This window comes from Paenibacillus sp. FSL M7-0134, assembly GCF_038007865.1.
Lineage (GTDB): Bacteria > Bacillota > Bacilli > Paenibacillales > Paenibacillaceae > Paenibacillus > Paenibacillus polymyxa_B.
The window spans coordinates 1308227-1328067 of the sequence record NZ_JBBOXV010000002.1; the positions used below are offsets into that span (position 1 = coordinate 1308227).

A 19841-nucleotide genomic window follows, 5' to 3' on the forward strand; every position below is an offset into this window, starting at 1 on the left:
TGGCAAGAAACGAAGGTCGCTTAAGGTTGTATGAAATAGTAAAAAAAGGCGCATATCCTTTTTAGGAATGCCCCTTTTTTAAATTAGGCTGGCTATTTGATTTTGTATGACTATACAAACTTACGATGATGTTTCTTACCGTCATATGAGAATAAGGCGAGCTTACCCTCAATCAATGTTTCCAAATGAACGGTGCGCCCCCACAGCTGATATACATACGGAAGTGTGCGCTCCATATATTTTAAATCCAGCTCAATGCCTTCGTACTGGTGCTTGAGCTTCAACTCGCCCGTATGCAGGTAATCTCCATCCTCGACGACGATATAAGGGGAGCCTCCATTCACACGTGAAAACACGAGCTGATCCCGTATGTTTTCCCAGGATTTATCGGTAATTTTCCAATCGGGTCCCCGTTTCTCAAACACGTACAGATCCAAATCCTCTGTCAGTTTCTTGGTCATGTAATTGCGTATAAAAGAGGTGTCTGAGTCGAACTCTCGTACCTCGAACATTTTAGCGCGTCCTTCGCCCGGTTTGCGTCCTTGTCGCTCTTGCTCCTCACGGGTTGGGTTATCCCATCGTTTTTCAATATCCTCAAATATTTTCAGTCCCAAATAGTACGGGTTCAGGCTTTGCTTGGAAGGCTGTACGACAGAAGCGTTCAGCATCGCAAATTCAACGGTTTCCTCCCCGGTCAAATCTAGTTCCCTTACAATCCGCTGGTGCCAATAGGAGGCCCAGCCTTCATTCATGATTTTGGTCTCCATTTGAGGCCAGAAATACAGCATTTCGTCCCGTAGCATCGTCATAATATCCCGCTGCCAGTCCTCCAGTACCTCCGAGAATTCCTGAATAAACCAGACGATATCTTTTTCAGGTTCCGGTGGGAACTTGCGTACCTTGATGCCCTCGGTCTCGGCGGGATCATGCTGCTTCACTGTGTCCAGTGACCATAGATCATCGTAAGGCCCAGGGGGACGCTGGCGTTTTCCGGGTTCTTTCTGCTCCCGAATTTTGAGCTCCATGTAACGCTGTTTATCCAGATGCCTTGGTTTGATGATCTGTGGGTCTACATGCTCTTGTATCGCCAGTACAGAGTCAATGAAGGATTCTACAGCCTTTGACCCGTATTCCATTTCATAGCTGTTGATTCGATCTGCTGTGGCCGACATACTCTCTACCATATTGCGATTAGAAGCTGAGAAGCGAGCGTTGTGTTTGAAAAAATCACAGTGTGCCAGTACATGGGCGACAATCAGTTTATTTTGCACCAAAGAATTTCCTTCCAGCAGGAAGGCATAGCAGGGATTGGAGTTAATGACCAGCTCATAGATTTTGCTCAATCCAAAATCGTACTGCATTTTCATCTTGTGAAATGTTTTTCCAAAACTCCAGTGGCTGAAGCGCGTGGGCATACCATAGGCTCCGAACGTGTATACAATATCCGCCGGACAAATCTCATACCGCATCGGGTAGTAATCGAGCCCGAATCCATCGGCAATCTCCATAATTTCTGATATCGCATATTCTAGCTCCTTCTGGTCGGTACTCATCCCACCGATCCCCCTTCCCGTTTGCGAAAAAAGGTACGTAAGGCTTGGTATACCTCACCTTTTTCCTTGATGACATAGTACATAAACTGATCCTTTTTAATATTCTTGTAGGCTGACATCAGCGTGCTGCTGCGATTATATTGATTCACTTCTCCATAGCCGAACATATTGCTCCGCTTTATAAGTTCCTCGATTAGCTTCACACACCGCTCATTGTCCGAGGTCAGGTTATCGCCATCCGAGAAATGGAAGGGATAAATATTGTAGCTGGAAGGAGGATATCGTTTGTCGATAATCTCCAGTGCTTTCAAATAAGCGGAAGAGCAGATCGTGCCGCCACTTTCTCCGCGGGTAAAAAATTCTTCTTCCGTAACCTCTTTAGCCTCGGTATGATGCGCGAGAAAGACAATTTCCACCTTTTCATACTGACGGCGCAAAAAGCGGGTCATCCAGAAAAAGAAGCTGCGAGCGCAATATTTTTCAAAAGAGCCCATCGAACCTGAGGTGTCCATCATAGCTATAATCACCGCGTTGGATTGGGGAATGGTCTTCTCTTCCCATGTTTTGTAGCGAAGATCGTCCGGACTAATATGATGAATGCCCGGTTTCCCCTCACGGGCGTTGCGGCGCAGATTTTCGAGAATGGTTCGTTTCTTGTCAATGTTCGCTTGCATGCCTTTTTTACGTATATCATTAAATACGATAGATTCAACCTCAATTTGATCCTTGTCTTTTTGCTGTAAATTCGGCAATTCCATTTCCTCAAACAGCATATCTTCCAGTTCTTCTATGCTGACTTCCGTTTCCATAATATCGTGTCCCGGCTGGTCGCCGGCTTTCTCACCTTTACCTGGCTTCTGGGAAGCAGGATCACGTCCAATGACATCCCCCACCTGACTGTCGCCATCTCCTTGGCCTACATGCTTTTGCTTTTGATAGTTATAAATGAAGCGATATTCATCCAGACTGCGAATCGGCACTTTAATAATCTGTTGACCGTCCGACATAATAATATTTTCTTCCGTTATCAGATCGGGTAGATTTTGCTTAATGACATCTTTGACCTTCTGCTGATGACGTTGCTGGTCCTGGTACCCTTTGCGATGCAGCGACCAATCTTCGCGGGATACGACGAATGAATATGGCTGGCGTGGTTCCGGCATTATTAGGCACCCCCCAAGTGGATACACGGCACAGTTTGGCCTTGTTGGTTATTAAGTATATTCACGGGGATGAACGATATGTGATGGAACTCGATTTAAATTCTGCCCGTTTGCTTTTATAATGAAAGTAAAAAATGTAAAAAAAGAATGGAGAACCTTGGGTTATGGAAGAAATTGCAGTACTTATAGTAGACGATGAGCAGGGGTTGCGGGATATGCTGACAACGGTGTTAAAAAAAGAAGGATTCCTTCAAGTCAAGCATGCTGCAACGGGTCGGGAAGCGCTGCAAGTCGTGATGGAATCTCATGTGGATGTGATTGTACTTGATGTTATGCTGCCTGATAACGATGGGTTTGAGGTGTGTCGTCAAATGCGTCTATATACGGATGCCCCTATTCTTTTTTTGACGGCAAGAGATACAGACCTAGACAAATTAATGGGGTTTGGTATCGGAGGGGACGATTATATTACCAAACCGTTTAACCCGCTGGAAGTCGTTGCGCGTATGAAAGCTCGAATGAAATATCGGAAAGTTTCGACAGTGGCCATGAAACCGACCTTACGCACTTTAGATTTTGGATATTTTCGTCTGGAACTGGAATCCGGTGTATTGTATGTGGAGGACAAGCAGGTCGATTGTCCGGCACGTGAATGGCTACTGCTGGTATTTCTGTGCAAGCATCCTAACCGTATTTTCAGTGTACGGCAGCTTTATGAGGCGATATGGAGCGAGGCCTTCTTGGGTGATGAGAAGACTGTAGTGATTCATATCTCCCGTTTGCGGAAAAAAATAGAACCTGATCCCAAGCACCCGCAATTTTTAATCAATGTAAGAGGACTTGGTTATAAAATGATGTCAGTCAAGATGGAGGAGCAAGAATGAACTCTCTAGTTAAGATGTCCTTTCGTTTTATGAAAGTAACATTATGCTTTGTACTGGCCTATGTTCTATGTTTTGTTATTTGCACGATCTTATATATTTTTATAAAAAGTATATTTGGAGCATCTCAAAATATAAATATTGATCTATTCTGGACAGGACTTGGTATCGTGCAGAGTGTTGTGTTCATAGCTGCCTACGGATGGTATATAGGCAAACCTTTGGTGTATGTAATTAAATGGATTGGAAATATTGCGACAGGGGAATTCCAAGCGCCGCTAAGTGAACTGGAACTGCCAGAGGGCAAAAAAAATCAGAAAAATAGTTATAAACCTCCGTATCAATTGTATAAAGAAGTTTTTGAACAAATGAACATCTTATCGGCTCAATTGCGCAGCAATGAGGAAGAGAGAGTGGAATTAGAGAAACGAAAACAGCAGTGGGTAGCAGGTGTAAGCCATGATCTCAAAACACCATTATCTTATATTGAAGGATATGCGGCTATGCTAACTGCTCAAGAGTATGACTGGTCTGATGAAGAAAGAAGAAGCTTTAGTATGGGTATCAGTGAGAAAGTGACGGAAATGAAGCAGTTGATTCAGGATTTGAATGCTTCTATGCAGCTTAAGGAAGGTCCATTGCCAATCCAATTGGAGAAGGAGGACATTGTGGAGTTTCTCCGTAGTACAGTCATAGATATCGCTAACCATCCTTCAGCCGAGCAATACGAATTTTCTTTTACGTCAATGGACGCGGCATGTATTATGCCCTTCGATAGTAAATTATTAGGCAGAGCGCTGCAGAATTTTTTGATTAATGCTATCATTCATAATCCTCCAGGTACACACGTTTCCATGGAAGTAAGCAAAGCGAACGATAAGCTTCATATTTCTATCGAAGACGACGGAATAGGAATGAATTCCAATGAGTACATGCAGGTATCTCATTCCCAAGGGCATGGAATACCTATTGCCAAAAGCTTTATTGAGGCGCATAACGGAACGCTTCATATCCTTTCAGGCAGTAAAGCGGGTACTAGGATGGAGATTTCACTGCCGCTAAACATCTAACTTTTTAACATTTGATCTCACATTTTGCAGTTTGCTCGGTTTTTTTGCCTGTTGTTTAGGGACTGTTTACCTGATGTTTACTTTACTTCAGTAAACTGTATGTAACTTAAGCTTCAGCATTAGAAGTCGAGAGGAGATCAGGAAATGTCTGAATATGTAATACATACACAGCAGCTAACTAGGCGTTTTGGAAAACGGGAATTTGTAAAACGAATAAATCTCCAGGTACCCGGACAGCAGATTTATGGATTTTTAGGACCTAATGGAGCGGGTAAAACAACCACGATTCGTATGCTACTTGGGCTGATTAAATCCACATCCGGGGAAATTGAGATTTTCGGGAAAAAGCTGAAGGATCAGCGTATGGAAATATTGAAGGATATTGGTTCCTTGGTTGAATCACCTGCCTATTATGCCCATTTATCCGCATATCGAAATTTAGAAATCGTTACAACCATGCGTGGACTGCCGACCCGAAGAATTCATGAAGTGCTGGATTTAGTGAGATTAACCAAGGATGCGTATCGTCCGGTAAAGGGATATTCCTTGGGGATGCGACAAAGACTGGGGATTGCTATGGCGCTTATTGCCAACCCCAAATTATTGATACTTGATGAACCGACGAATGGTTTGGACCCGTCTGGTATTCAGGAAATTCGGGAGTTAATTATGAGCCTCCCTGGCGCTTACGGAATGACGGTACTGGTTTCGAGCCATTTATTAAGCGAAATTGAGCAGATTGCAACCTATGTAGGAATTATTAATCAGGGTGAAATGATCTTCCAGGGAACGATGAAGGAACTCACCGCCAAAAGCAAGCCTCAATTATTCATTGAAACCCCAGATCCTGTTCTGGCTGCCGGTGCACTGATTCAGCATGGGTGGACGGCCGGGGCTGAATCGATTGAACAAAATGAGGTCGTGACTCCTATTGTAGATCGGCAACAATCTTCGGAGATGATCAAGGTGCTTGTGGAACACAATCATCCCATTTATCGGGTCACAGAGAAGAAAAAAACATTGGAGGAGATATTCCTGGAACTGACAGGTAAGGAGCGAAGCTTATGATACTCCGGGTTATAAAGGCAGAGGGGCTTAAGCTGAAGAAAATATGCTGGTGGATTCCTCTTATACAGGGGTGTGTACTTACAGGCATGACTGCTGTGGAATGGTATCTTTACTTTCGGCAAGGACCGGGAGGTGTCTACGCTGGTTTTGCCGTTATGTTTATGTTCCTTTCGTTTGTGATGCTGCTTGGCGGTACACTTTTGGCGAGTATTATGGCCGGTACAGAGCATGATACTCAAACATGGAAGCAGCTTATGGCCATGCCTGTTCCCAGAAGTTATATCTATTTATCCAAAATCGTATGGATTGTGATTCTGCAGTTGGGTACCGCCTTGATCACTGTAGCAGGTATGAGCCTCATCTGGGTGTTATATACAAACGAACCCATTCCTTGGCGGATCATGTTGTTACAGCCGATTAATGCAAGCTTGGCTACCCTACCAGTACTTGCAATTCAACTTTGGCTGTCTACGCTTTTCACTAATCAGGCATTCCCATTAGCGTTTGGTATATTCGGTTCAATTGCAAGCTTGTTTTTGGCACGCACAAGTATTCTGTGGATTAAAATATTGCCTTGGTCGTACCCTGCATTATCAAGTCCTCTGATGAAGGAACACATGATTTGGGTGATCGTTGCTTTAAGTGCAGGAGTCATCTTTACGGGACTTGGTACACTACAGTTTACCAAGCATGAATTCAAATAGAGAGGAAAAGATACATGGGCTCTATTTTACGCGTGGAGACAATAAAGCTTCAATGGATCATGGTTTGGATTCTCATTATATTGGATGCGATCATAAATTCTTTAATGGGAGTCCTGGAACTGAATGATTTGAAGCAGTTTTTTTCACCCAGTTGGTTAACTTTATATACTTATTCAGCGCAATTTCACTCTATGTTTTTTTATCCGCTCTATTGTGGAATTATTGCTTCTCTTTTGTGTGCGTACGAGCACCGGGATGGAGGATGGAAGATTTTATTGAGCAGCCCGTATCCTCGTCAGCAAATTTATTATGCAAAATATATATTGCTCATTCTCATACTGGGTCTGGATCAGCTTATATTTATAGTAGGCTATTTTGTAAGTGGAAATATAGCAGGTGCTCCAGGAGAGATCCCTTGGTCTGTCGTTCTTTCTACCGGTTTGGGAGGGTGGCTCGGGATTTTTCCCCTGGCAGCACTACAGCTTATGCTCTCGATAAAAATTCGGAATTTTGGAGCTTCTCTGGGAATGTCCATTTGTTGTGTGGTTCCTAATATTGTTATAACAGGCTTTCACTCTTCCATAGGTGCGTGGTTTCCTTTTACGATTCCTTATTATATTATGATGCCGCAAACAGCGACTTATGCACCCAGAGTTGAGCCTTACAGTCTCGGACTGATTGTCATTTTTACGTTTTTAGCCTATCTGTATGGTGGAAGAAAGATGTTTGTGAATAGGGACTGGTTGTAGTTAGGATAGCATGAGGATGTAATCCCAACCGATCTCTTTGTTCTCAGAAACACTTAATAAAGCAGCTGCAATCCCAGCAACGCCTTCAAGCATGCCCGCTTTTGTCAGCCATACTAGAGAGCCATCTGCCCTTGGCTCGGGGTCCAGATATCCTAGTGGGCTATCCATTTGAAAGCGATCAAGCAGACAATTCGTTAACTGTTGAATAAGCGGGAGAAAAGCAGGCTCTTTACTATGACACCACATTCGCCAAGAGATGGTAAGTAATCCGGCAAGACCGTGACAGAGTGCAGAAGAGTCCATTTCCCGCTTAGCTATCTCATAGGAGATTGCACCGACACAAGCTTTCACAGCCAATTTTTGCAGTTCCTCATTATGGAGAGCCTTTCCGGCAAGAAATAGGGTACAGGCAATGCCGGGGGTACCGTAACACCATGCTTCTCTTGCTCGTTCCAAATCAAACCGTAGAGAGCCTGTTTCAGCTTCGAATGGAACAATATGAGGCCAGTAGCTACCATATTCATCTTCATATTTATACTTAAGCAACCATTCCGTAATGGTTTCGATCGCTTGATATTGGCCTTTTACTTCAATTCCAGCACTGTAAGCTACAGATAATAAAGCCAACGGTCCAGGAATACCGTGTGCCATTCCACAATTAAAATTGCCCAGAGGATAGTTACGTTTATCCCGGTCTAAAAATTGAAACTTTTGCGGGGAGTACCACCCTGGGACATAACGATTGTGAATATGTATGGGATGTGTAAGATCGGTAAGAAATTGAAGAATTGGTTCAACAAGAGGAGTACAAATAGGATCGGTTGAGTTCATCAAAATATATCTTCCAATCCCTGAAGCTCCCGAAATCGTATCAAAGGCTTGCATGGGCATACCTTCGCACAGACTTAATTGTTCTGTATTTAACTGAAGCCATTGTTCTGTCTGAGGAATCATCCATTGATGGATTTGCTGTAAAAAATTGCTGTAGTTTTCTCCATGATTAGAAGCCTCTCTTACGGAAGAAGCGATGCCTGCCCAGCCACTGTAAAGAGAGAGATCGTTAAGACCATTTTTAGCAAGCGAGGATTGGATCTGAGCCATGTTCAAATGTATGGCTTTATTCCAATCATACGAAGGGTCTGTAGCACGCCATTGCGATAGTAAATGAATGTTACCAGGATAACCATGCGAAAGTGAAGTTTCTCCCCATGGGTGGTACTTTGTTTCTGGCGAAACATTGTGTTCCGCATGGACTGCTGCATAGACGGATTCGGGCTCGCATAGACGTAAAGCAATTTTTTTACTAATATCTCTTGCACGAACTTGGTCGGATTGTTGTATAACAAAACTATCAATTTTCATATGAAAGCCTCCATTATTTTTTTCTTCATTATATTGTCACTAAAATCTAGTGTGTTGTCCTTAAAAATACTAAAAAATAATGAAGGTTTATCTTAAATGTACTCGTTGAAATTAAGACAAATGTAAGAATTATATAAAGTCTAGTTAAGATTATATAACTTATAATAAAATTGTAAAAAATAAAAAGGAGGTAACAAGATGAAAAATCAATTTGATCTGGACTTGCAAGTAGCTAAAAATGAGGTTGCTCCAAAAGGAGTTCAACCAGCCAGTGGTATTATCTGTACTCCTTCATGTGCAACAGGTACTTTGAATTGTCAAGTTAGTCTTACCTTCTGCAAAACGTGTTAATAACGAAAATACATGGAAAAAAGGCACGGTTTCTATAACCGTGTCTTTTCCAGTTATGAAAATGAGGGAAGGATTTATGGTTGAAGATTTGAAGGGGAGATCAGTTGAAATCAGTAAGTATATAGCACAAAAGCTAATAGACCTATCATATACAGAAAAGATAGTTAATCATACAAACAACCTTTCACCTTCACGTGGAAATCCCCCTTGGAATCCTGGCTCGCTTGCCGATGGAATTCCGGGTGTGTTTGCGCTGTTGTCCGAATGGGGTTACCTGGAGCCAGATCAAAATTGGGCAGAGCATGTGCATAGTCAGTTACGGTACTTAGATGCTAACTCTCTATTATTATTGCCTCGTATTTCTCTTTATTATGGAACAACAGGAGTAGCTTATGGCATATTATTAGCTTCCAATAACAGAGCTAATTATAACAAACTAATCTCTCAGCTTAATAAGTATATTGAAGTAAAGTGGGGGGATTTACCTGTAATTGGCACAATTACAGAGTTCAGTAGGCAAATGGATATCATCAATGGGCTGCTCGGAGTGGGCAGATACACTCTGGAGGTTGCTGAAGACAAGACGATGTGTGATCTGTCTCGTCAATTATTAGACACCATTACGCACTTTATACCTGAATATATACATTTGTCGTCAAGGGAAGATTCGGCTTCAATCCATCTAGGTTTGGCGCATGGTATCACCGGAATACTTGCACTGCTTGTCACTGCCCTACAAAAAAAGATCAAAGTTGAAGGACTACATGAGGCTATAAAACATATAGCTGATTTTTTGCTTATTCAAATTCAGGAGGATCAATATGGCTGGTATTGGCCTGTAAACTCTCAAGCGTCTTCAATGAACAAGAGAGAGAAAAAAGTAGGGATGAGAGAAATTGAAGGCTGGTGTCATGGAACCTTTGGAATAGCTTGGACATTATTCAGAGCAGGAATTGAGTGCAGTAATGAAGAATGGAAAAAGATAGCGGAAAAAGCTATGGAATCCATATTTTGCTTAGATGATGAGCTACTAAACGCGCTATCCCCTACTTTCTGTCACGGGTTGGCCGGTTTGCTTCATATGGCTCATAGATTCTATAGCTTAACCGGTAATATAGCAGCCTTACACTTTGCCGATCAGATAGCTTTAAAGTTAGTAAATTTATACGATGAAGAGCTCCCATTTGGATACCGGGATTTGGAGGGGACAACTCATGTTCATAATGTAGGAATACTGCAAGGAGCAACAGGGATTGCGTTAAGTTTGCTGGACTATGGAATTGGGAAAGAACATCCTAAATATTCAGGGAGATGGAGTGAATTGTTTCTAATTTCTTAAGGGCGCTCTACCTTATTGCTTATCTGAAGCATTGGTTTTGGGGGGATTAGATGAAACAAAAATTTATGGTTATATCATCTTTTAGGAAGATTAAGCATTTTTTTGAGACTTTAAGCACTCCAGAAAACATTCGAATCATGTTTTATGATTCGCTTTACCAGGCTCTACCGGAGATTGATGAGCAGTGTATCGGTGTAGCTTTGAATCAGGATCATATAACGCTAGAGGACTTGTCTTACTGGCACAGCATTAAAGAAAAATTTACAGTTCCATTTATCTTTCTTTCCTATCATAGTGATGACCAACGGCAATTGGATCTCCTCAAACAACTGTTTTCAATGGCTTCATCTGCATATGAAATGGAAAGAGAACAGCAGGCTATTAGTTTATCACCTAATGTCATTTTTGATCCTGCTGGAAAGGTTATTTGGAAGCAAGGGCATGAGCATATGCTGACTATGATGGAATTCCGATTATTAATGTATCTTCTTACTGCAAAAGAGTGTGCTTCTACGATTGATCACATTATAGACAGAGTCTGGGGAGTGGATGCTTTTACTACGTCTAATACGGTGTATGTGCACATCAGAAAATTGAGAGAGAAAATAGAAGATGATCCAAGTCATCCAAAAATTCTGGTAACATGTCATGGAATCGGTTACAAGTTGAATATATTTCCTAAAAACTTGGAGGTGGTCAGTTGTGAAGAGACAACTGCATTACACTGATGCGCATAAACTACATAATGAAGTGAGAGATCGGGATGAAAGATGGTTTAGTGCATGTGATTTTTTTCTAATCAGAGCTCCATTACTATCGCTAGACCGATATTTTCAGGTGTTTTCGGATCAAGATGTGGACAGCCAGCTTACGTTGGAGGAAATAACTCGTCGATTAAAGTTGATATCCCAAGAAGCTGTTGTTCAAGAAGCCATAGCATTAGCCTCTCCGTCCCTAATGCAGTTTTTACATTACTTGAATGATGGTCATGCTTTGGATGATAAAGGAGAGCTACAGAAGTATGAGAAGACGCTGAACAGCTTTTATCGTTATTTTATTCGGATGACTACCCGAACGACTCCATTTGGGTTATTTTCAGGAGTGGGGCAGGGGATTTGCGGGAAGACCACCGATCTGGATATTGGTAGCTATCCTAAGCATCTGAAGAGAGCCAGACCCGACATGGAATGGATATATAAACTGATTCAAAAAATAGAAGCTGATCCGGCCATATTTAATCAACTAAAGGTTTTCCTAAACAAAACGGTTATGATCAAAGGAAATCGAGCCAAATTACCATTTCGACCTAAGCATGGAGCAGCAGAAGCTGATGATTCGGCAGAAATTTTTAATTCCATTCGGCTTACTGACGTTGTTCGAATGACGTTTGAAGCTGCGGAACATCCAATTCGGGTGATGGAACTGAAAGAAATACTATTAAAGGCATTCCCTGACGCTACTTTGGAAATCATAGCTGATTATTTGCAGCAACTAGTAGAGCAAGAGTTTATTTTGAGCGAGCTTAGACCTCCGTTAATGGATCATTCACCCTTTCATTACATATTCGAAAAAATTAAAAAACTGGACATTTCCGATCCTTGGATTCACATTTTACACGAAATTGATACTTTATTACTTCAATATAATCAATGCACGATTGGAGAAGGAGAGAAGGTCTACCGGAAATTATGTGACAAAATGCTGGATATCATTTCTGTAAAAACACCTGTACAAGTTGATGTTCTTTTGGATAAAGAAGTAACGCTGCCGAAACATGTGCTTGATGAGGTTTCATTAGGGGCTGAAGTCATGTGCAAATTGTATGCATCCCCCAAAACGGATGAATTGGCTGAATATTTGAATCGTTTCTTGGAAAAGTACGGTGTGTATCAGGAGGTTCCTATTCATGAACTGTTTGATGAGGATTGGGGTCTGGGTATACCGGAAATGTATCGTTCAAATGAAAAAAAATCAATGGGCATGGAGGCATTTAAACGCAACGCTGTTCTTTTTCAATGGGTTTCGAATGCCATTTCTAATCATGAAATAGAACTCGCCCTTACAGATGAACAGTTAGAGCAACTGATGATTTCTGATAACTACGACACTTCCCCAGAATCAATGGAGATCTATTACAGTATATTTGCTGAGTCTCCTGAAAAAGTTGATTCTGGAGACTATTCGCTTTTACTTGGAGCCAGTGCTGGCTCGAATAGAGCGGGTAAAACCTTTGGACGTTTTCTGGATATGTTTAGTGAGGAGTTTGTACAAAAATTCTCTGAAATATATGATCATCACCGATGCTTTCATCCCGATGCGTTATTGTCAGAGATGGTTTTTATGCCGGAACAGGGGAAAATATCAAATATCTCATTAAGCAAAAATTTAATGGCATATGAGATTGTGTCGGGAACCACCTCTTCTAAAGATGAGGACCATACGCTCTGTATTGATGATTTAGTGGTGGGTGCTACTCATGATCGTTTTTATGTCAAGTCCAGACGTTTGGGTAAGGAAATAATCCCCTTGCAAACACACATGCTGAATTACAAGCTTTCACCACATATATTCAGATTTCTAACGGATATTACCAATAAAGAGATTGGTACGTGGTCTTATTTTGACTGGGGGCCATTAGAGCAATCCCCTTTTTTGCCAAGACTAGTATATAAAAAGATCATTATTAGTGCTGCGCAGTGGAAACTGAGCAAAGCTTCATTGAATATTTCAGAATCATGCGAGTCCAAAGAAGGAGAAGAACTTTTCCATGTGTGGAGACAACAATGGAATGTACCGCGCTATGTTTATCTAACGATGGGGGATAATCGCCTTTTATTAGACCTATGTAACCTCTTCCATATCAAAGAATTGCTACATGAGGTGAGCAAGACACGTGAAGGACAGGAACTTCTTCTTACCGAGTGTTTGGGTAATCCCTTCCATACCCCAGTACAGGGGACGGCAGGAAGATATATGGGAGAATTTGTGTTTCCACTAAAGAAGAAAAAAATAAAGGTGAAACCGAGTATCCCTAGTTCACAAAACCATATTGTTTCTCAAAACTTCATTACTCATACTCCTTCCAGCATTCATAGAGGCATATTTCCAGGAGGGGAGTGGCTATACCTTAAATTGTACGGAGTCAAGGAAAGAGAGACTGACCTGGTAGGCTTAAGCCTAGGGCATCTCTTAAAACAGCCGGGGTTTAAGGATTGGAGTCGAAAATTTTACTTTTTGCGATACGTTGATCCTGAACATCATATCCGTTTACGTTTTCAGGGAGAGCCCGATAAGCTATGGACAGCTGGTTTGGCGCAATTAAATCAGTGGGCAGCCGAGTTACGTGAAGAGGGGCTAATAACGAATATGGTCATAGATACATACCATCCTGAATTGGAGAGGTATGGAGGACAGACACTTATGGAGCTGGCAGAACAGGTTTTTGACGTGGATAGTCAATGGGTCATCGCCTATATGAAGGGAATTCGCTCTAATGCTTTCAATCTGGACATAGAGATTGCGGCTGTGATTAACATTATTCATTATCTGAGTGGTTTTGGTTTAACGATTCAGGAGCAAGTGAAATGGCTAGAAGAGAGAATTGATTGCAAGCCTCATATGAAGGCGTTCAGGGATGTCAAAAAAACATTGATTACCGCTGTAGAATCGAATTATGAATGGATTGGACAAGCAGATACGAACACACAGGTTGCTTTCTTAGCGCTTGTAGAAAAAAGACAGACTATGATTCAGCAGTATGCTCAAGCGATAATCCTGGCTAAAAATAATCACGAACTTACCAATCCTTCTGATGATATTTTAGGCAGCATCATTCATATGCATTTGAATCGTCTGCTTGGTGTAAATAGGGAGCGAGAAATAAAATGTATGGCTTTAGCTAAGCATACAGTAGCTAACCTGTTGCATAGGAAAGGGGTAAGCTATGTCACAGTCTAATGGACAAACCAATGACCTGATCTCTTTGTCCTATAAAAATATATTTCGTACCTTTTTATTTTGGCCTCGTATATTCAGGCTGCTTTGGGACACACATCCTTCCTTTTTGATTGCTATACTCATTACGAATTTATTGAAAGGTGCAATTCCTGCTGTGATCCTTTTAACCACGAGAGAATTAATCAACAGTGTCGTGGCCGGAGCGTCAGGGGGCAGCTTTCAACCTGTTTTTATAGCTTTTGGCGTCTTGATCGGTGTCAATTTGCTGTACGATCTGATCAATATTGGCGAAAGCTTTTTTCGTAAAATGTTTCAAAGCCGGCTATCGAACCAGGTAAATATCAGAATTATTGAAAAAGCACAAAAGATGTCTTTGCAGTCGTTTGAGGATGCAGATGTGCAAAATATGCTCCAACGTGCTCAGGGAGAGGCAGATTTTAGGCCGTTTGAAATATTTACTCAAATCCTTGCCATTATTAGCAGTGTTGTAACCTTATTTTCGACGGGTGCTATTCTCATCGCATGGAGATGGTGGGCATTCTTATTCATTTTTCTCATTCCATGCTTATCATTTTATTCTTTTTTACGTATCGGGCAAAGAGAATTTAATGTTCACTTTCAAAGAGCAGGAAGACAACGTGAATCCTGGTATTTGTCGTTTTTAGTGACAAGAGATAATAGTTTTAAAGAAGTGAAAATATTTCAACTGGGAGACTATTTGCGAAAAAGATATAAAACGATACTCGAAGGGTTTTATCGCGAGGATAAAGTGCTAGCGGTTCGTAGATCCTATACCTCTCTTGTATTTCAGATTGTAAATCAGGGTGCGTGTGCATTTATTATTTTCATGGCCATACAAGCCACTTATGTTGGTCAAATTTTAGTGGGGAACTTGGTGAGCTTAATTCAGGGTATCACGTTAACCCAGTCAACATCGCAGAGCATTGTACAAGGGATTTTAAGCTTGTGTCAAAATAATTTGTACATCAAGCAGCTATTTGACTTTTTGGATATGCCGGAAGAGGCAAAAATACAAAAAACGGTTCAGCAATTGCCTTTGTCCACTATTCACAGTATTGAATTTCGGAATGTATCGTTTAGATATCCGAACACGGAGGAGAATGCCATTTCTAATGTTAGCTTCAAGCTTCATCAAGGAGAGAAGCTGGCCATTGTAGGGAGAAATGGATCGGGTAAATCAACGATTGTGAAGTTACTGACTCATTTGTATTCCGATTTTGAAGGAGAAATCTTAATTAATGGACACTCAATACATGAATTGGATAAAGACAGTTTTAGAGAAAAGATAGGCGTTGTTTTTCAGGATTTTGTCCATTATGAGATGGCTGTTAGAGATAATATTGGCTTTGGTAATGTGGCTTCCAGAGAAAATGATGAGGCCATTTGGACAGCTATAGATAAGGCGGGGATTACAGATTTGATAGTCGGCCTGCCTGATAAAATGAATACCTTGCTTGGAAAATGGTTTGAAGATGGACAGCAGCTATCTGGAGGACAGTGGCAGCGTATTGCAATAGCCAGGGCCTTTATGAGAAATGCCGATATATATGTCTTGGATGAACCGAGCTCTTTTTTGGATCCACACGCGGAGAAAGAGGTTTTTCAAAAGTTTGATCAGCTTATTCATGAGAAAATTGGAGTGTTTATTTCACACAGATTGTCCTCTGCACGTATGGCCGATACCATTATTTTAATGGAGGAGGGCAGAATTGTAGAAGCAGGTAGCCATGAACGCTTAATAGATATAGACGGAGTGTATGCAGAAATGTTCAGGCTCCAAGCCTCCTCGTATCTTTCACAACGAGAACGTGGTTTTGAGGAAGAAAATCTGTCGCCCTCGTTAGTAAGAACGACAGGTGGATCATAAGAAATGGCAGATGCCCTCCTATTGTAGGAGGGTATTTTTATCTTTACCACCAAAGTCGAACTACAGCCATACTCACAATACCGACAACGACGGTAGCCAGCAGGTTTTTGCTCCACAAGGCGGTCACTAGCGTAGGAAGAACAGCCATAAGCACTTGCCCATTAAGAGTGACGGAGGTTTCGGTTCGAACGAGCAAATTTTCCATCACGAGGGCCGTGAATATGCAGATGGGAATATAGGAAAGCCATTGTAGCACTGGCTTGGGCAGCGCCAGCCTTTGCAGCACGACAAAGGGAATGATCCTTGGAATCGCCGTGACAATCATGGCACCGATAATGATATACAGGACATTGGGATTAATGTTCATTTGTCGGTTAACACTCCAATCGTTGCGGTGATCATGGTCGCTACAATGACGGCGATATGTGATGGTACCCACCAGGACAATAGGTACATCAGAACAGCCATACACAGCACAAGCAGCAGACGATGCTTGAGTTTGGAGGTCTGGACACTTTGGAGTTGGGAAATGAGCAGGGCAAGAAACATCGCTGGCAAGGCAAAGTCCAGACCAAAAGCCTCCGGCCGGGAAATCCAGTTCCCGAGAACCCCTCCCGCTACACAGGATGCAATCCAGGCGAGATAAGCTGTAATATTAAGCCCGTTCATCCAGCGGTCACTGACCTGCCCGCCTTTAGCCAATTTATCCGACGCTACTCCAAAGGATTCGTCCGTCAAAAGAACACCGATGCCTATGTTTTTCCACAATGAATATTTAGAAAAGTAAGGAGCCAGCGACGCACTTAACAGCAGATGACGAGCATTCACAATGAAAGTCGTTAAAATAATGACGGATGGAGGACTGGCTGCAGCCAGCATCGAGCACATGATAAACTGGGAGGCTCCTGCGTATACAAGCGCCGACATGAAGGCAATTTCCATGGTGCTAACCCCTGATGAAGCGCCCACAATGCCTGCCGCGAACCCAATACATACATAACCGAGCAATGTAGGAATACAATCTTTAACCCCTTGTAAAAAGCTGAGTGAATCGTGCTTCGCTCCGCTCAACTCCGAAGCTATGGACATTTTAACCTTACCCCCAGTGTATAAATTTTATAATAGTATATAACGTAAGTTGTAAAGTATCAATATATTATACGTTTGTATGTTATGTTGAATAGTTCCTACAGGAGAATTGCTCTTAAAAAGCTGTTTTACTGTTGACAACCCAATGAAGGCTATGTATTTACCAAAAAGGTTCGGTCGTGTTCCGGTTCCAGACGATTTGGCAGCAGCCAGTCATCCAAAAGCGGTGTTCAAATGTACTCCCGATGAGCTCTTCGAAATGGCAAACGGGCAAGAACTGATGATGAATCAAAGCAGCTCGGATGTGTTCATATAAGGGCTGTTTTGACTGAATGGGGAACTCGTAAAAAAAGGGCGTCCCAGTCAGTTCATGACTTATGGGGCAACCCTAAGGTGGTGATTTATATAAGCTCCTGCCGCTTTTTCAGATATCCGTAGAGAATAATTCCCGAGATCGCGCAGATGGCTGCGCATAGACCGATAACTCCATATCCCGCCTGAAGTCCGCGCAGTATGCCAAGCTCAGTGGTTGCGCCGTAGACTATCTTGACCCCTTCGATTACCCAGCCGATCACATAGTTGCCAATGACACTACCTATGCCCATCAGCGTGACGACGAACGTAATAGCTGTATCACTGTCCTTCGGATATCTCCTTGCTATGAACGCCATCACGGTCGGATAGATCATTGCAATACCTGCACCTGATACGGCAAAGAGAAACGCCAGTCTCTCTCCACCCGCGATTGCTGCGAACGTACATATCGCTGAGAAGGCGGAGAATAGAATCGTCGAAAGCACGAACCCCATCCGGTCTGTGAGTGGACCAAGCAATAGGCGCCCCAACGAGAAGGTAAGAAAGAACGCTGAGAGCATGCTGGACGCCTCCACCGTGCTCCATGAATACGCTTTCTCTAAAAAGTTGACCAGCCAGCCCCCAACTGCGAGCTCAGAGACTACTCCAAACGACAGGATCATTACCATCATCCAGAGTGCTGGATCGCGGGTTAGCGTCTTGAGTGAGGTTCGATCCTCATGCTGCAAATCGTCTCCCGGGAAGGTGCTGAGCAGTGCGGCCACAATCGGCAGCAAGCAGAGCGACAACATAGCCAGATACATCCCCCGCCAGTCCAGCATATGTCCAAATACCGTCAGTGACATGACTCCCGTCGCCAGCAAAGGGGCGACTGTTGAGCTGAGCCCATAGAAAAAGTGGGACAAATTCATCATCGTGCCGGTATTTTTCACAAAAATCCTCGCCCCCAAAATTGCGAGCGCAATCTCCAGCATGCCGTTCCCGATATACATCAAGAAGTAGGACGAGGCGAAGAACGGATACGTGTGCGACAGATAGATGAACACTCCCGAGATGATCATGGAAGCAAAGGAAATGATGCTGACCGCCTTGATTCCCCACTTACGGACAAGGACAGCGGTGAACGAGCAGGCAATCAAATAACCAAGTGCGTTTAGAGACAACAATGTTCCGAGCTGCTGTTCATCCAGATTGAAGTCGAATTGGATGCGTGGAATGGCAGGGCCTTTAATATTTTCCGAGATGCCAAATACAATAAAGCCAATAAAAATTGTCGCCAGCTGCATCGTATACATGTGGCGGGACTTGCGGGTTTGCAGATTCAAATTTAGTCCCTCCTAGATAGCCAAACTTGATTTTCTCACCTGTTGGGTGTTCAGGGACGGAAAAGTCATAGGATAGCAGCCCTCCTTCAGGATATTACAATAGTTTTGAAAAAAGTTTTAATAAGTGAAAAGTTTAAGGACATTTATATTCAATGTCAAATGTTTTTATTGCATGTTGAAGTAAGCGAGGAACCTGACCATATTACAATTACAGTAAATTGTAGCATGTCTACTTCCCGTTTAAGCTTTGTATTACCTTGATCGGCTACACTTAATTTACTGTGGATAATAAGTCATGCATCCAAAATTGCAAAAGATAAATGATATTTTACGATACAGTCTATATATAGCGAACACACAGTCTTTTGTGTATTCTTCTTATATAGACTTTTGGATACAAGGAGGCATCGTCCGTGGATTCAATGCAGCATATTATTGGCTCTAATTTGGCTCAAATCAGGAAGACTAGAGGATTAAGTTTGGATAAGGTGGCTGAACTGACAGGGGTCAGCAAAGGGATGCTGGCTCAGATTGAGAAGGGGAAATCCAATCCTACGGTAACAACCCTTTGGAAAATTGCGAACGGTTTGCATGTATCCTTCTCCACCTTTCTCAAAGAAGATCCGCCGCAAATCACGAAGATTCGGAGGGAAGACCTGCATCCGGTTATTGATGAGGACGGTAACTATTTTGTTTACCCTGTATTCCCGTATCACGCTGAAAAGAAGTTTGAGGTGTTCACGGTAAGTCTGAAGCCAGGTTTTACACACCAGGCAGAGAAGCATTTGGGGGAGGAAACGATTCTCATGATCCGTGGGGAAATGTACTTTGAAATGCAGGGGCAACAGCTCAAGCTGAGTGCAGGGGATGCCGTGCAATTTCAAGTATCTGACATACATACCTACCGGAATGATTCGGATGAGGATGCCGATTTTTATGTATTGATTTATTATGCGGATTAGTGGGATGATTAGCATAGTCTAAAACAGGCTTCCACATCATGATTTTGCAAAATCCTGAGATATAA

Annotated in this window: 18 protein-coding genes; 12 read left to right on the plus strand and 6 right to left on the minus strand. The window is 42.4% G+C overall.

Features of this window, described 5'->3' with window-relative positions; genetic code table 11:
- Positions 1 to 110: 110 nt before the first annotated feature.
- Both NSQ58_RS21545 and yhbH read right to left on the minus strand, forming a co-directional pair.
- A complete protein-coding gene (locus NSQ58_RS21545; RefSeq protein ID WP_069080728.1) occupies positions 111 to 1553 on the minus strand; it encodes a SpoVR family protein in 1443 nt (480 codons plus the stop codon).
- The gene (gene yhbH / locus NSQ58_RS21550; protein WP_023987828.1) at positions 1550 to 2716 is read right to left on the minus strand and encodes a sporulation protein YhbH; all 1167 of its coding nucleotides are present in this window, start codon (positions 2714 to 2716) and stop codon (positions 1550 to 1552) included. The genes NSQ58_RS21545 and yhbH overlap by 4 nt, the downstream gene beginning before the upstream one ends.
- Before the next feature lie 164 nt (positions 2717 to 2880).
- Here yhbH and NSQ58_RS21555 point away from each other — a divergent pair, with 164 nt between their 5' ends.
- From NSQ58_RS21555 to NSQ58_RS21575, 5 genes are all read left to right on the plus strand, one after another.
- A complete protein-coding gene (locus NSQ58_RS21555; protein ID WP_023987829.1) occupies positions 2881 to 3600 on the plus strand; it encodes a response regulator transcription factor in 720 nt (239 codons plus the stop codon).
- Complete coding sequence (locus tag NSQ58_RS21560; protein ID WP_069080729.1) at positions 3597 to 4667, plus strand: sensor histidine kinase; 1071 nt, start codon at positions 3597 to 3599, stop codon at positions 4665 to 4667. The genes NSQ58_RS21555 and NSQ58_RS21560 overlap by 4 nt, the downstream gene beginning before the upstream one ends.
- 144 nt (positions 4668 to 4811) lie before the next feature.
- Positions 4812 to 5735 carry an ABC transporter ATP-binding protein gene (locus NSQ58_RS21565; protein ID WP_023987831.1) on the plus strand — a complete coding sequence of 308 codons (924 nt, stop codon included), beginning with the start codon at positions 4812 to 4814 and terminating at the stop codon, positions 5733 to 5735.
- Complete coding sequence (locus NSQ58_RS21570; protein WP_023987832.1) at positions 5732 to 6439, plus strand: ABC transporter permease; 708 nt, start codon at positions 5732 to 5734, stop codon at positions 6437 to 6439. The genes NSQ58_RS21565 and NSQ58_RS21570 overlap by 4 nt, the downstream gene beginning before the upstream one ends.
- Before the next feature lie 14 nt (positions 6440 to 6453).
- Complete coding sequence (locus tag NSQ58_RS21575) at positions 6454 to 7188, plus strand: ABC transporter permease (RefSeq protein WP_013309463.1); 735 nt, start codon at positions 6454 to 6456, stop codon at positions 7186 to 7188.
- Here NSQ58_RS21575 and NSQ58_RS21580 read toward each other — a convergent pair whose 3' ends face one another.
- Complete coding sequence (locus tag NSQ58_RS21580) at positions 7189 to 8550, minus strand: lanthionine synthetase C family protein (RefSeq protein WP_341058174.1); 1362 nt, start codon at positions 8548 to 8550, stop codon at positions 7189 to 7191.
- Between the two features lie 198 nt (positions 8551 to 8748).
- On the opposite strand from NSQ58_RS21580, the gene NSQ58_RS21585 reads away from it, so the two are divergent.
- The 5 genes from NSQ58_RS21585 (at position 8749) to NSQ58_RS21605 (ending at position 16085) form a co-directional block, all read left to right on the plus strand.
- Positions 8749 to 8901, plus strand: coding sequence for an FDLD family class I lanthipeptide (locus NSQ58_RS21585; RefSeq protein ID WP_023987834.1), 153 nt, complete (start codon positions 8749 to 8751; stop codon positions 8899 to 8901).
- Between the two features lie 76 nt (positions 8902 to 8977).
- Positions 8978 to 10240, plus strand: a complete 1263-nt coding sequence (locus NSQ58_RS21590) for a lanthionine synthetase C family protein (protein WP_341058175.1) — start codon at positions 8978 to 8980, stop codon at positions 10238 to 10240.
- A gap of 50 nt (positions 10241 to 10290) precedes the next feature.
- The gene (locus NSQ58_RS21595) at positions 10291 to 10968 is read left to right on the plus strand and encodes a winged helix-turn-helix domain-containing protein (protein WP_023987836.1); all 678 of its coding nucleotides are present in this window, start codon (positions 10291 to 10293) and stop codon (positions 10966 to 10968) included.
- Between the two features lie 127 nt (positions 10969 to 11095).
- Positions 11096 to 14197 (plus strand): lantibiotic dehydratase, encoded by a 3102-nt coding sequence (locus NSQ58_RS21600; protein WP_233903889.1) that lies wholly within the window; start codon positions 11096 to 11098, stop codon positions 14195 to 14197.
- 133 nt (positions 14198 to 14330) lie between these two features.
- On the plus strand, positions 14331 to 16085 hold the full coding sequence (locus tag NSQ58_RS21605) for an ABC transporter ATP-binding protein (protein WP_341058176.1): 1755 nt from the start codon (positions 14331 to 14333) through the stop codon (positions 16083 to 16085).
- A 43-nt stretch (positions 16086 to 16128) separates the two neighbouring features.
- On the opposite strand, the gene NSQ58_RS21610 is transcribed toward NSQ58_RS21605, so the two are convergent.
- Entirely contained in the window at positions 16129 to 16452 is a 324-nt protein-coding gene (locus NSQ58_RS21610; RefSeq protein WP_028542933.1) for an AzlD domain-containing protein, read from the minus strand.
- A complete protein-coding gene (locus NSQ58_RS21615) occupies positions 16449 to 17174 on the minus strand; it encodes an AzlC family ABC transporter permease (protein ID WP_341058177.1) in 726 nt (241 codons plus the stop codon). Before NSQ58_RS21615 ends, NSQ58_RS21610 begins: the two co-directional genes overlap by 4 nt.
- Positions 17175 to 17328: 154 nt before the next feature.
- On the opposite strand from NSQ58_RS21615, the gene NSQ58_RS21620 reads away from it, so the two are divergent.
- Positions 17329 to 17490, plus strand: a complete 162-nt coding sequence (locus tag NSQ58_RS21620; RefSeq protein ID WP_155613661.1) for a hypothetical protein — start codon at positions 17329 to 17331, stop codon at positions 17488 to 17490.
- Between the two features lie 85 nt (positions 17491 to 17575).
- Here the strand turns inward: NSQ58_RS21620 and NSQ58_RS21625 are convergent, their stop codons facing one another.
- Entirely contained in the window at positions 17576 to 18814 is a 1239-nt protein-coding gene (locus tag NSQ58_RS21625) for an MFS transporter (protein ID WP_028542931.1), read from the minus strand.
- A 413-nt stretch (positions 18815 to 19227) separates the two neighbouring features.
- Here NSQ58_RS21625 and NSQ58_RS21630 point away from each other — a divergent pair, with 413 nt between their 5' ends.
- The gene (locus NSQ58_RS21630; RefSeq protein WP_023987843.1) at positions 19228 to 19776 is read left to right on the plus strand and encodes a helix-turn-helix domain-containing protein; all 549 of its coding nucleotides are present in this window, start codon (positions 19228 to 19230) and stop codon (positions 19774 to 19776) included.
- Positions 19777 to 19841: the final 65 nt, after the last annotated feature.

Coding starts and splice junctions, on each gene's coding strand:
- NSQ58_RS21580 (WP_341058174.1), bottom strand. CDS start 8,550: ATGAAAATTGATAGTTTTGTTATACAACAATCCGACCAAGTTCGTGCA.
- yhbH (WP_023987828.1), bottom strand. CDS start 2,716: ATGCCGGAACCACGCCAGCCATATTCATTCGTCGTATCCCGCGAAGAT.
- NSQ58_RS21590 (WP_341058175.1), top strand. CDS start 8,978: ATGGTTGAAGATTTGAAGGGGAGATCAGTTGAAATCAGTAAGTATATA.
- NSQ58_RS21610 (WP_028542933.1), bottom strand. CDS start 16,452: ATGAACATTAATCCCAATGTCCTGTATATCATTATCGGTGCCATGATT.
- NSQ58_RS21585 (WP_023987834.1), top strand. CDS start 8,749: ATGAAAAATCAATTTGATCTGGACTTGCAAGTAGCTAAAAATGAGGTT.
- NSQ58_RS21570 (WP_023987832.1), top strand. CDS start 5,732: ATGATACTCCGGGTTATAAAGGCAGAGGGGCTTAAGCTGAAGAAAATA.
- NSQ58_RS21555 (WP_023987829.1), top strand. CDS start 2,881: ATGGAAGAAATTGCAGTACTTATAGTAGACGATGAGCAGGGGTTGCGG.
- NSQ58_RS21565 (WP_023987831.1), top strand. CDS start 4,812: ATGTCTGAATATGTAATACATACACAGCAGCTAACTAGGCGTTTTGGA.
- NSQ58_RS21560 (WP_069080729.1), top strand. CDS start 3,597: ATGAACTCTCTAGTTAAGATGTCCTTTCGTTTTATGAAAGTAACATTA.
- NSQ58_RS21620 (WP_155613661.1), top strand. CDS start 17,329: ATGTATTTACCAAAAAGGTTCGGTCGTGTTCCGGTTCCAGACGATTTG.
- NSQ58_RS21545 (WP_069080728.1), bottom strand. CDS start 1,553: ATGAGTACCGACCAGAAGGAGCTAGAATATGCGATATCAGAAATTATG.
- NSQ58_RS21575 (WP_013309463.1), top strand. CDS start 6,454: ATGGGCTCTATTTTACGCGTGGAGACAATAAAGCTTCAATGGATCATG.
- NSQ58_RS21615 (WP_341058177.1), bottom strand. CDS start 17,174: ATGTCCATAGCTTCGGAGTTGAGCGGAGCGAAGCACGATTCACTCAGC.
- NSQ58_RS21595 (WP_023987836.1), top strand. CDS start 10,291: ATGAAACAAAAATTTATGGTTATATCATCTTTTAGGAAGATTAAGCAT.